The sequence below is a fragment of the Martinezella dioscoreae genome (assembly GCF_009176305.1).
GTDB classification, from domain to species: domain Bacteria; phylum Pseudomonadota; class Alphaproteobacteria; order Rhizobiales; family Rhizobiaceae; genus Rhizobium; species Rhizobium dioscoreae.
Genome location: NZ_BLAJ01000004.1, coordinates 75,202 through 86,744, shown reverse-complemented (window position 1 = coordinate 86,744; position 11,543 = coordinate 75,202). Strand labels below are relative to the sequence as shown.

At 59.2% G+C, this 11,543-nt stretch carries 11 protein-coding genes; 3 read left to right on the top strand and 8 right to left on the bottom strand.

Translation table 11 applies throughout. The annotated features are described in order from the left end of the window. Window positions 1–168: 168 nt before the first annotated feature. Complete coding sequence (locus GDN47_RS17675) at window positions 169–483, bottom strand: hypothetical protein (protein ID WP_233789981.1); 315 nt, start codon at window positions 481–483, stop codon at window positions 169–171. 267 nt (window positions 484–750) lie between these two features. Between GDN47_RS17675 and GDN47_RS17670 the strand changes: the two genes are divergently transcribed. After that, window positions 751–2,745 carry an ABC transporter ATP-binding protein/permease gene (locus GDN47_RS17670; RefSeq protein ID WP_113395165.1) on the top strand — a complete coding sequence of 665 codons (1,995 nt, stop codon included), beginning with the start codon at window positions 751–753 and terminating at the stop codon, window positions 2,743–2,745. A gap of 140 nt (window positions 2,746–2,885) precedes the next feature. Here GDN47_RS17670 and GDN47_RS17665 read toward each other — a convergent pair whose 3' ends face one another. Together GDN47_RS17665 and GDN47_RS17660 are read right to left on the bottom strand one after the other, a co-directional pair. Continuing rightward, window positions 2,886–3,140 (bottom strand): DUF982 domain-containing protein, encoded by a 255-nt coding sequence (locus GDN47_RS17665; RefSeq protein ID WP_113353456.1) that lies wholly within the window; start codon window positions 3,138–3,140, stop codon window positions 2,886–2,888. Between the two features lie 235 nt (window positions 3,141–3,375). Next, entirely contained in the window at window positions 3,376–3,750 is a 375-nt protein-coding gene (locus tag GDN47_RS17660; RefSeq protein WP_112721678.1) for a hypothetical protein, read from the bottom strand. Between the two features lie 311 nt (window positions 3,751–4,061). Here GDN47_RS17660 and GDN47_RS17655 point away from each other — a divergent pair, with 311 nt between their 5' ends. Beyond that, window positions 4,062–4,904 (top strand): DUF1236 domain-containing protein, encoded by an 843-nt coding sequence (locus tag GDN47_RS17655; protein ID WP_152093918.1) that lies wholly within the window; start codon window positions 4,062–4,064, stop codon window positions 4,902–4,904. 233 nt (window positions 4,905–5,137) lie between these two features. Here GDN47_RS17655 and GDN47_RS17650 read toward each other — a convergent pair whose 3' ends face one another. Genes GDN47_RS17650 through GDN47_RS17630 form a run of 5 tightly spaced genes read right to left on the bottom strand, consistent with a single transcriptional unit; the run spans window position 5,138 to window position 10,050 of the window. Continuing rightward, window positions 5,138–5,914, bottom strand: coding sequence for an ABC transporter permease (locus GDN47_RS17650; RefSeq protein WP_113353459.1), 777 nt, complete (start codon window positions 5,912–5,914; stop codon window positions 5,138–5,140). Between the two features lie 2 nt (window positions 5,915–5,916). After that, window positions 5,917–6,735 (bottom strand): ABC transporter permease, encoded by an 819-nt coding sequence (locus tag GDN47_RS17645; RefSeq protein WP_113353460.1) that lies wholly within the window; start codon window positions 6,733–6,735, stop codon window positions 5,917–5,919. Window positions 6,736–6,766: 31 nt separating this feature from the next. Continuing rightward, window positions 6,767–7,843 carry an ABC transporter substrate-binding protein gene (locus tag GDN47_RS17640; protein ID WP_145636473.1) on the bottom strand — a complete coding sequence of 359 codons (1,077 nt, stop codon included), beginning with the start codon at window positions 7,841–7,843 and terminating at the stop codon, window positions 6,767–6,769. Between the two features lie 14 nt (window positions 7,844–7,857). Further along, the gene (locus GDN47_RS17635; protein WP_113353462.1) at window positions 7,858–8,688 is read right to left on the bottom strand and encodes an ABC transporter ATP-binding protein; all 831 of its coding nucleotides are present in this window, start codon (window positions 8,686–8,688) and stop codon (window positions 7,858–7,860) included. A gap of 6 nt (window positions 8,689–8,694) precedes the next feature. After that, complete coding sequence (locus GDN47_RS17630; RefSeq protein WP_113353463.1) at window positions 8,695–10,050, bottom strand: LLM class flavin-dependent oxidoreductase; 1,356 nt, start codon at window positions 10,048–10,050, stop codon at window positions 8,695–8,697. Between the two features lie 306 nt (window positions 10,051–10,356). Here GDN47_RS17630 and GDN47_RS17625 point away from each other — a divergent pair, with 306 nt between their 5' ends. Then, complete coding sequence (locus GDN47_RS17625) at window positions 10,357–11,535, top strand: acyl-CoA dehydrogenase family protein (RefSeq protein ID WP_145636468.1); 1,179 nt, start codon at window positions 10,357–10,359, stop codon at window positions 11,533–11,535. Window positions 11,536–11,543: the final 8 nt, after the last annotated feature.

Below are 11,543 nucleotides of genomic sequence, written 5' to 3'. Positions count from 1 at the left end.
GTTCCCGCTATCGGAAGAGGCAGTCATTGGAAAAGCCGGGCATGCGAAGCCTTCGTCGCCGTCCATCGGACGCATCGATCATCGTTCGACACGTCTCTCTGCTAATCCATGAAAAGCCCTCGCATTGCTAAATGAACACGTGCGAGATCATCGCTCGCCATTGTGTGGCTACGACCGGATCTTTTGACCATCAAGGTAACCGTGCTCGTAGGCTTTGGCCAGTTCGCTATTGTCAGGATAAGGGTTCTTTCTATTCTCGGCTTCACATTTTCCCGCCTTGACTCCCTCTTCATACGCTTCCTTTTCACTTTCTGAAGCGGGAAGACGAGGCGATTGCTCGGGGTAATATTGTATCGGATTCGGCAGCCCAAGCGCGGGTGCGAAAAGCGAAGCTATGATTGGCTTTTGCGGGCACATGATGAATTCCTCCTGATATTGAAACGCCATTTGCGATGGACGAGTTCCCTGGAGCCGTCTCATCATTGGCGCGCTGCCATCCGCGCGATAGCGCCGGCCAACACAAGCCAAGGGCGCGTGGTGCGCCCATGGGGTGCATTCTTCCTTGACCGAGGTGCACCTTCGTTCCTAGGGATAAGATACAGTAATCAACCGACTTACGCTTTTACATGAACCTTCCGTTACATGCCGAGGGTTCGCGCGACGACTGCCTCATTGTCCCGACACATGGCCGCCACCATCGACGACATTCCTATTGTGAAACTTTTTGAATTTTAGTCCGTTGTCGTGCTTATGACCGACGCTAAATCCAATCCGAAATCGGTCGACGGCGCCAAGTCGCCTGGGCGTGAGAGGTCGCGCCGGGAGAAAGCTCCGACTATTGATGTCGAGCCACCAGCAAATATTATTGAATCCGATCCGGACATGACGCCCGAGGAGGCCGAACGGGCACGCAAAGGGTACTTGCTTGCACGTTTCTGGATCAGCGCGCGTGGCTACTGGAGTCGCCGCGGAGATGGCTTCGCGTGGCCGTGCACGATCGGACTACTTGCGCTGATCGGCCTGAACGTCTGCTTCCAGTATGGCATTAACATCTGGAACCGCGCGATTTTTGACGCCATTGAGCAACGCAACGCCCACACCGTTTATGTCCTGAGCGCGGTGTTTCTGCCGCTGGTGCTCGGAAGTGTCGCCCTTGTCACGGTACAAGTCTACATTCGCATGATGATCCAGAGACGGTGGCGCTCCTGGCTGACGACCGGGCTCATCGCTCGCTGGCTCGCGAACGGCCGTTATTATCAGCTGAACCTGATCGGCGGCGAAGGCCACAAGAACCCCGAGGCGCGTCTCTCCGAGGATTTGCGCATCGCCACGGAGTCCCCGGTCGATTTCCTGGCCGGCGTCATTTCCGCGTTCTTGTCGGCATCGACCTTCATCGTCGTCCTGTGGACGATCGGCGGAGCCCTGACGTTCCAGATCGCTGGTTCAGTCATCACAATTCCCGGCTTTCTTGTCGTCACCGCGGTTCTCTATGCCGTGGTCACGTCCACCTCGATGGCAGTTATCGGCCGGCACTTCGTCGAGATTTCCGAGGTCAAGAACCAGGTGGAAGCGGAATTTCGCTATACGCTGACACATGTGCGCGAAAACGGCGAGAGCATCGCATTGCTCGGCGGCGAAGAGGAGGAGCGTAATGACCTCGAACGAACTTTTGGCAATGTGCTGAGGCAATGGGCGCGGTTGGCGCATCAATACATGCGCACGACGCTTATCTCGCAAGGGTCGATGCTGATCGCGCCCGTCGTGCCGGTCCTGCTTTGCGCACCGAAATTCCTCGAAGGCAGCATGACGCTCGGTCAAGTGATGCAGTCTGCCTCTGCCTTCGCCATCGTCCAGAGTGCGTTCGGATGGCTGGTGGACAACTATCCGCGGCTTGCCGACTGGAATGCCTCCGCACATCGCGTCGCATCGCTCATGACGTCACTCGACGGATTGGAGCGTGCCGAAAAGAGCGATTCCCTCGGACGCATCAAGCAGGGTGAAACAGAAGGCAAGGTGATGCTGTGCTTAAATAATCTTTCCGTGACGCTCGACGACGGCACCTCCGTGGTCAGGGAGACGGAGGTCGAGATCGAGCCGGGCGAACGCGTGTTGGTCGCCGGAGAATCCGGCACGGGAAAAAGCACGCTCGTACGGGCCATTTCCGGTCTTTGGCCTTGGGGTCATGGCAGCGTCAATTTTCATCCCGGTAGCCGATTGTTCATGCTGCCCCAGCGACCCTATATCCCATCGGGCACACTTCGCCGGTCCGTGGCCTATCCGCGAGCGGCCGAGGACTGGACGCTGGATGAGATCAAAGCGGCCCTTGAGAAGGTCGGGCTTGACTATCTCAACGACAGAATTGAGGAAGATGCGCCTTGGGACCAGACGCTCTCGGGCGGCGAGAAACAGAGGCTCGCATTCGCGCGTCTTCTGCTACACGATCCCGATATCATCGTCCTGGATGAGGCCACATCAGCGCTCGATGAAAAAAGCCAGGACAAGATGATGGAGATGGTGATCCGCGAACTGCCGAAGGTCACCATTATCAGCGTCGGGCACAGAGCCGAGCTGGAGGCCTTCCATAGCCGCAAGATCACCCTTGAGCGACGTGAGGGTGGCGCGATGCTTGTCAGCGACATTGATCTCGCCCAGCGCGGGAAAAGACGGAACCTGCTTTTGCGCCTCTTGGATGACCAAAGGCCCGCAGCAAGAGGCAACTTGGCTCACGGGAAACAGCACCGTTAGGAAAGACTGACATTTGCCTCATCATCAGTCCGGTGGCACCGAGGGCAACACATGATCTTTCGTGTAGTCTGATAGAGCGCATGGCCGCTAGGAATATGGCTGTCATTACAAAGTCGGATCGAGCGCGTCGTGCTCGCCCATCACGCTTCAAATATTTGGATACCGCTTTCTTTAAGCGCGGCGAGGAACGCGGCTCTTGCTACCAGGGCCTCCACGTGACCTTGGTGCGCACTGATCAACGTTCGCTTCGCATTCTTGAAGGCGATCCCGTGCGACTTTGCGGGCCAGTTCCGCAGCAGGTAATAGGTGGCGGTCTCCGTGTTGGCGATCGTCAGGCGCTGACCGGGTTTGCGCGTCTCGACGGTGATTGGCTTGTTCCACAATTGTTGTGTCATGATTGTCCTCTTGCGGCGAAACGGCACCGCGATCCGAATGTTCCGCCGAGGTTGTCACCAAAGCCGCAAGCCAAAGCCACCCAAGCTCGAGCTTTCACCTGAGCGAACTCGGCGGAGCCTTTCCCCGCCACATGGACCGTGATCATTCCGACCGAACGGTCGCTCTGACCGACAGGCAAATCCTTGGCTTCAAAGGCGGGCACCAAATCTAACATTCCTTCACCACTCACAGCGGCTATTTTTCCGCTCGTTGCAAGAGAACGCGCATTTCCTCGAAGCGTCGCTTGCGGTCCGCATCGCTCTCATTCGCAGTATAGCAAGTGGTTGATACGCAGAACTTAGCGAGATTATGGGGTTTGTCGGGCTTGTCGAATTCACATTCGAAGGTGTCGGTCATTTCCGCGGGAGATGTTCCCTGACGGGTGGAATAGGCCATGCGCACACCAGGCGGCTTCAGTTCCGGAAAGGATTGGATAGCGCCGATCGCGAGGCTATCCGACAGGAAGAAGTTCTTGGCTACGATCTTGCAGGTTGCCTCAAGATCGGCCGACTGCGCGAAAGCCGCTGCCGGCATCAGCGCGAGGCCAAATAGAATCAAAGGTTTGATCACGGTAAGCTCCTTCAGCGAGGTTTCCGCTGTTTCAGAACGCAAATAACAAAGAAGGGAATGCCGATCGCGTTGCAAAGTTCCTTTAAAGAGCCCGCTCGGAGTGATCAAAGTTGCGCCATGCCGACACAGTCCGACAAGGCTTACCCACCGCAAAAAATAGCTGCGGCATGTTGGAAGCTCACGGCCGAGCCTTCAGTCGGATGCCCGTGCGACTGAAGTCCAATGCCGGAACATGGAGGCCCGTCACCTTGTTCGTCCTATAGCGGCGGATAAACGCCGTTATGTACTCAACAGCGAGAAAAGAGAAAATCATGAAGACGACGAACAGACTTGCCGTTCTGATGACGGCGCTTTCAATCGGTGTTTCCTTCGCAGCCATCACACCCGCAAGCGCGCAGGATACCCAGGTCATCCCCAAAAGCGGCAAGACGCGCGACAGCAAGCCATCGACCAGCGAGCAACAGCCACAGTCCGGAACATCCACCAAGGACTTGAAGGGAAATTCAGATAATTCTCCCGGCCAGGCACCGGCCCAATCCACTCAAGGCAATCAGGATTCGAAGTCGAATGGCAGTCAGAACAACAGCTCGACAAACACCGGAGCAACAGGCCAGACAGGAAGCCAATCCGGAGACCAAACTCAAGAAGGCAATGGTACCAAGGCAGGAACCAACAACAAATCAGCATCTCCCCAGTCCCGAGGCACCAACAGCTCGAACGATGAGCAAGGGACTGGTCAAGGTGGTACAGACACCAACAAAGCGGGTTCCGCGGGAAGCTCCGGCAGCAATATGAAAGCCCCTAGCGGCACCAAGCAGAATCAACAGACGGACACGACCGGAGGTGAGACGGGAAGCAAAACCACGACAAAAACAAACACGCAGGGCGGCTCGCAAGTCCAGGTCTCCGTTGAGCAACAAACACAGATCCGGCAGGTGGTTAAAGAGGTCCATGTCACCCCCGTTCGCGAGACGGATTTCTCGGTATCGGTAGGCGCAACCATTCCCCGGAAGATCGAGCTGGAGCCGCTGCCGCCGCGCATCGTCCAGATCGTTCCGCAATATAAGGCGTATCGATTCTTCGTCCTAGCGGACGGACGGATCGTCATCGTCGATCCCTCGACATTCACGATCGTCTATATCATCGATGCCTAGTTCTGGATGTTTGCGGGCGCCAGAGTTTTCATGGCGTCCGCAAACATATGTCTTGCCCGATGCCGTCAGGCAGGCAAGGCAGAAGTTGCAGGAATTTCGATCCGGCCGCTCATTGCATCAACAGTGGGCGATTGAACGTGTCCGCGGGGCCAAGATCGAGAACGGTCTCGAGAACAGCAGCCGAGGAACCGGGTTTAGCTGCTTGATACATTGAAGCGCATGATGTTCGCAGCCTATACGGTCTGCTTAGGCCGCCAGCGCAACAAATAAGCTTCAAGCGCGGAGGCAAGGCGATTTAGTGTAAAGCCGACGAAGCCGAGCACCAGGACGCCGACCATGACGAGCGCCATGTCGAACCGCTCCCGACCGGCGATGACCAGGCCGCCGATGCCCGGACCGACGGCCAGGAAATATTCCGCGCCGACCGTTGCCAGCCAGGCATAGATCAAGCCGAGATGCACGCCGGTGGCGATCGACGGCATCGCCGCCGGAATATAGATCCGCAATGCCTTCTGCCGCGCATTGAACCTTAGCGCCGTTGCGACCTCAAGCAGTTCGGCCGGCGCCTCACGCATGCCATCATAGGTATTGAGAACGATAGGAATGAAGGCGGCGAGCGCGACGAAGACGATCTTCGCCTGTTCGCCAAAGCCGAACCAGACCGAGATCAGCGGTATCCAGGCCAGAAGGGAGATCTGCTTCAGTCCATTGAAGGTCGGCATGATCAGGCGGTCGGCAATCCGGGAGAGCGCCAGCAGGCTCGCAAAAGCGATGCCGAGCACGCATCCAATCAGGAAGCCGGCAATATTGCGCATCAGGCTGAAACCCAGTTCGCCGATAAGATCATTGTCGATCAGCTCACGCTTGGCCGTGCCGACGACATCCTCTAGCGACGGCAGAAAGCGCGCGTCCACGAGACCCGTCCGGCTTGAAACCTCCCAGGCCACGAGGAGGAGGATCGGCAACGTCATGCCGCGCCGGAAACGTACGAAACGGCTTGCTCTTGCCATTGTCAAAGCTCCCGCCGCTTCCACCGCTGGATCAGCAGTTCGGTGCGATCCAGCCCCTTGTCCATGACGAAGCCGACAAGTCCGATGGCAATCATCGCGACGATGACGGTATCGAGCCAGAACATCTGCCGCCCCCAGACCAACAGGTAGCCGAGCCCTTCGGACGAGGCGAGCAACTCGACACCGACAAGCGATGTCCAGGAATGGGTAAGGCCATAACGGATACCGGTGAATATCGAGGGAACGGCAGCCGGCAGCACGATCAAGCGCAGGGTTTGCCAGCGGCTGAAGCGAAGCGCTCTGCCGACCTCGAGATATTTCGGCGGGACGCCGCGGACCCCGGCGAGCGTGTTCATCGTCATCGGCACGATGGCGCCCTTGGCGATGATGATGATCTTCAAGCTCTCCTCGATGCCGACAAGCAGCATCAAAAGCGGGATCCATCCGAGCGTCGGGATCTGCGCGAAGGCGAGGAAGAGCGGCTTCACATAGTCCTCGACCCTTTCGGAAAGCCCCATGGCAATGCCGAGCAACAGGCCGAGCCCGGCGCCGATGGTAAAGCCAACGACGACACGGCCGAGACTGACCCCGGTGTGATAGAGAAGCTCGCCGCTCAGGATCATGTCGCGGCCGGCCTGGTAGACATAGGCTGGCGGCGGCAGGATCTGCTCCGGCAGCCAGCCCCTGGCGGAGGCAACCCACCAGAGGCCAAACAGGCCAAGCGGAAAGATCAGGCCCGTCACGAAAAGGACAAGGCGCTGGAGCCTTGCTGGCGATAGCGGCAAGCCGGCCCGCCCGGTAGTCTCGACAACAGCGCTCACGCCAATCTCCTAGTCTTGATCGCGTCTCCGATCAGGAGGCGACCGGCTTTCCGTCGGCGCCATAGGGCTGCCAGAATTTCGTCAGCCCGAGCTTTTCCAGCGCATTGTTGAGATATTTCGGTTCGAACCAGCCGTTAAGGTCGACATCGCGCCGGATCAGGCCGTATTCCTTGCTCTTGATCGCCTGCTCCTTGTACTGCGAGACCAGGAGATCGTCGATCAGCGGCGAGTTGCGATAGGTGAGCGTATCGTTGCGGAAATATTCCTCCAGGATCGGAACGGGCGTGCCGGACTTGTGCCAGAGTTCGAAGAGGGCCGCACGGTTCTGCTCTTCCGACGACCACTGCGCCGCCTTGACGAACGCGTCGACGACACGCTGCGTGATCTGCGGATGGGCGTCGATGAAGGCCTCGCGGCCGATGATGCCGGCATTGCGCCCGAAACGCGGATCGTCACCCTTCGTCGTGTAGATGACATCGGCGCTGTCCTTCGCCGCGAGATTGATGAGCTGCGTGTCGCCAAAAGCCGCATCTATGTCCCTGCTGGTCAGGGCCGCGACCGTGCCGGCGGTATCCAGATTGACGACCTGGATGTCACGCTCGGTCAATCCGTGTGCCTGCAAGATCTTGATTGCGGAGAGGTGGCCGTTGGTACCGCGCTGCAGCGCGACCTTGCGGCCCTTCAGATCCTCGATCGTCTTGACGCCGGATCCCTTGGCGACAGCGAGATAAAGCGGCTTGCGTGCGCCGCTCGCCAGCAGAAACTTCGTCTTCAGGCCGGTTGCCCGCCCAATCAGCGCCGGAAGATCGCCCTGATAGGCGAAGTCGAGCTGGTCGTTGGCGAAGCCCTCGTTCACCGCCGGCCCGGCACCCTTGAAGAAAGTCCATTCGATCTTGACGTTCGGATCGTTGGCGAATTCCTTTTCCAGAAATTCGCCGGCGCGAGCCGTCGCAGCCGACGTTCCCTCGGCATAGGGTTTGTTGTCGACGCCGATCGCGGCGTAGCCAACGTGAATGACGAGGGGATCCTGCGCCCAGGCCGGGGCGGATAACAGGCCCAGGGCGACCGTCGCGCCGGCGACCAAGCGGGAAATAATGGACAGTTTCATCTGTTGCTCCGTGATTATTCTGCTGCGACGACCGCAGGCCGGATTTCAACCGCCGGACTTGTGATGCTCGCTGGCGGGCGAGGCGTTGACGTCGTGGCGTTGAGGCTCTCAAGCACCCGATTGCGGATTTCGACCAGCATCGGGGAGGTGCGATCGCGTGGGCGCGCCAAGTCCACCGGAACGATGTCACGGATGCGACCCGGCCGGGGTGACATGACGACGACGCGATCGCCGAGATAGACGGCCTCCTCGACGTCGTGCGTCACCAGAACCATGGTGATGCGTTCCTTCGCCCAGATCGTCTGCAACTCGTCCTGCAGCCTTGCTTTGGTGATGGCGTCGAGCGCGCCAAAGGGTTCATCGAGAAATAGGACATTCGGGCGATTGACCAATCCCCGCGCGATGCCGGCGCGCTGCGCCATCCCACCGGAAAGCTGGTGCGGATAGGCCTTTGCGAAGCCGGAAAGCCCGACAAGTTCGAGGTGGGATTCGACGAGCCTGTTCTTCTCTGCCTTGGACAGCCCGGAATTCTCGAGCCCGAGCGCGATATTGCGGGCGACGGTCAACCAGGGGAAAAGCCGTGGCTCCTGAAAGACGATGCCGCGCTCAAGGCTCGGCTCCTTGACGGGCCGGCCTGCGTGACCAACGAATCCCGATGTCGGAAGATCAAGGCCGGCACCAAGGCGCAACAGCGTCGACTTTCCGCAGCCGCTCGCTCCGACGATCGTCACGAATTCACCCTCGGCGATATCGAGGCTGACATCGTCGAGCGCGGTCAAAATCTCACTGTTGACCTTGAACTGGCGGGTGACATGGTTGATCTGGAGATGCAGGGAGTTGCCCATGGCCGACTACTCCGCGGCGACGGCATGCCGCGCCGGATGCAAAGGTACTCTCAATCCGAGGTTTTCGCGTAGTGTCGAACCTTCGTAATCGCCGCGGAAGAGGCCGCGGCGTCGCAGCTCCGGCAACACATGTTCGACGAAATCATAGAGACCGGTCGGCAGTTGCGGCGGCATGACGTTGAAGCCATCGGCAGCACCCGTCCTAAACCATTCTTCCATCTGATCGGCGATCTCGATCGGCGTTCCCACGATCTGCCAATGACCACGCGCGCCGGCGATACGGAGATAAAGTTCCCGGATCGTCAGGCTTTCGCGCCTGGCAAGATCGAGCAACAATTTCTGGCGGCTCTTGCTGCCATTGGTCTCAGGCAGATCCGGAACGGGGCCGTCGAGCGGATATTGGGAGAGATCGACACCGCTTGCCATGCCATTCAGCATTGAGAGGCCGACCACCGGATGGACGAGATCCTGAAGTTCGGCGTATTTTTGCTGCGCTTCCTCGCGCGTTCTGCCGACGACCGGGAAGATGCCCGGCATGATCTTGAGGTCATCTCGGTCCCGACCATATTTCGCGAGGCGACCCTTGATATCCGCGTAGAAGGCTCTCGCATCCTCGATGGTCTGATGGGCGGTAAAGACGACTTCCGCGGTGCGGGCGGCGAGCTCCCTTCCCGGCTCGGACGAGCCTGCCTGCACGAGCACTGGGTGGCCCTGCGGCGTGCGCGACACGTTCAGCGGCCCCCGCACCTTGAAGTGCTTACCCTTGTGATTGAGGATGTGCTGCTTCTCAGGCTCATAAAAGACGCCGCTCCGTTGATCGCGGGGGAATGCGTCTTCCTCCCAGGTGTCCCAGAGCCCAAGCACGACGTCGGCGAACTCCTCGGCGCGTTCGTAACGCTCCGCATGGGCATAATGCTCGTCCCTGCCGAAATTATGCGCTTCGTGATCGCTGGACGATGTCACGAGGTTCCAGCCGGCGCGGCCGCCGCTGATATGATCGAGAGAAGCGAATTTGCGGGCGATGTGATAGGGCTCGTTGAAGGAGGTCGAGGCGGTCGCCACGAAGCCGATATTCTTCGTCACCGCCGCGAGAGCGGAAAGCAGGGTGATCGGCTCGAACTGGGCGACATAACGCTGGGCCGTGCGATGGAGCGCCTCCGTATCGGATCCGCGCGTTCCCACGCCGTCAGCCATGAAGATCAGATCGAACTTCGCAGCTTCGGCGACTTGCGCCAGCTCGACATAGTGGGCGAAATTCGAACCGGCGTCGGCCTGCGTCAGCGGATGCCGCCAGGCGGCAATGTGGTGCCCGGTCGGATAAAGAAAAGCCCCGAGCTTCAGTTGCCTTTGTCTGTCCGTCATCGTCTTCTCCATCATGGCTGCGGAAGAAGGCTAAACGTTAAAGATTATAATCTATAGAAATTATATTCTATTTACCGCCACCAGTTCGGATTCCTTCGTCACGCGACATGTCGAACCGACGGAGATCATTTCGCGGCGACACGTAACGGCTGGAAACTGCGGTCGCCTAAGTTTTTCGATAAGCGGGGAGAAGAATTTCTTCCCGACGGATCAAATAGATATTGCTGGACTTGGGCCCGCAATCACCGAACCCTTCAGGCCTCAAAGCGGCGATGCGCCGTTCAAATCCATAGGCGTGAAGCAGACATGTCTTTCCCATCACACACATCCGATCCCCTTGTCGCAAAAGCCGTCGAGCTCCGGCGGGCATTCGACCGGGATGCGGTCGAGCGCGACAAATTGGGTGGCAGGCCGACCGAACAGATCCGCCTGCTGAAGGAGAGCGGATTGCCTTCGGCGCAGATTCCGACCCGATATGGCGGTCGCGGCGCTTCCTGGCTCTCCATCTTGCGGATCGTGCGTGAATTCGCGCGTACCGACGGCTCGCTGGCGCATCTCTTCGGCTACCACCACCTCCCCTTGAACCTCGTGCTCTTTCGGGGGTCGGACGTGCAGCGGGAGCGCCTGCTCAGGGCATCCGCCGCCGGCAATTTCGTCTGGGGCAATTCCGGCAACGCCATGTCGAAAACCTCGTCCGGAAGGCGGATCGGCCGCGGCTGGCTGGTCAACGGCAAGCGCCCGTTTTCCTCCGGCTCGCACATATCAGACTATATTCAAATCTCCTTCGAAAATGCCGAGGGCGAGCGCCTGACCGCGGTCGTTCCCGCCAATCGAAACGGCATTGTCATCGAGGACGATTGGGATGGCATCGGCCAGCGCCAGACCGGCAGCGGCACGGTCAGCTTTCACGACCTCGAGATTGGGGATGACGAACTCATCAGTTCCCCGGCGGTCCCGCTGACACCCTATACGTCGCTGACCTCCCTGCTGCAGCAAAGCGTGCTGCTCAACGTCTTCGTCGGCAGCGCCCAGGGCGCGCTGGAAGAAGGCCGGGCTTACACGACGACATCGTCTCGGCCATGGATCTATTCCGGCGTCGACAAACACACCGACGACCCCTGGATCAAGCGGCAATATGGCGATCTCTACATCCGCACGCTCGCTGCCATCGAGCTCGCCGATAAGGCGGCGCTGAGCCTTGATAAGGCCTTTAACCAGGGACCGGGCCTGACGCATGAAGATCGTGGCGCCGCCGCCATCGATATAGCCACGGCCAATGTCTATGCCGGCGAAGTCGGGCTTGCCGTCTCCAGCGAGATCTTCGAGGTCATGGGCGCGCGATCGGCAACGACGGCAAACGGTTTCGACCGCTTCTGGCGCAACGTGCGGACCCATACGCTGCACAATCCCGCCGAGTACAAGAAGCGCACGCTTGGCACATGGCTGCTGACGGGCGAGTTCCCCGTTCCGGCGATGTATCGCTGAAAGGACAT

Coding starts and splice junctions, on each gene's coding strand:
- GDN47_RS17665 (WP_113353456.1), bottom strand. CDS start 3,140: ATGACACAACAATTGTGGAACAAGCCAATCACCGTCGAGACGCGCAAA.
- GDN47_RS17630 (WP_113353463.1), bottom strand. CDS start 10,050: ATGACGGACAGACAAAGGCAACTGAAGCTCGGGGCTTTTCTTTATCCG.
- GDN47_RS17650 (WP_113353459.1), bottom strand. CDS start 5,914: ATGGCAAGAGCAAGCCGTTTCGTACGTTTCCGGCGCGGCATGACGTTG.
- GDN47_RS17655 (WP_152093918.1), top strand. CDS start 4,062: ATGAAGACGACGAACAGACTTGCCGTTCTGATGACGGCGCTTTCAATC.
- GDN47_RS17675 (WP_233789981.1), bottom strand. CDS start 483: ATGATGAGACGGCTCCAGGGAACTCGTCCATCGCAAATGGCGTTTCAA.
- GDN47_RS17625 (WP_145636468.1), top strand. CDS start 10,357: ATGTCTTTCCCATCACACACATCCGATCCCCTTGTCGCAAAAGCCGTC.
- GDN47_RS17640 (WP_145636473.1), bottom strand. CDS start 7,843: ATGAAACTGTCCATTATTTCCCGCTTGGTCGCCGGCGCGACGGTCGCC.
- GDN47_RS17635 (WP_113353462.1), bottom strand. CDS start 8,688: ATGGGCAACTCCCTGCATCTCCAGATCAACCATGTCACCCGCCAGTTC.
- GDN47_RS17670 (WP_113395165.1), top strand. CDS start 751: ATGACCGACGCTAAATCCAATCCGAAATCGGTCGACGGCGCCAAGTCG.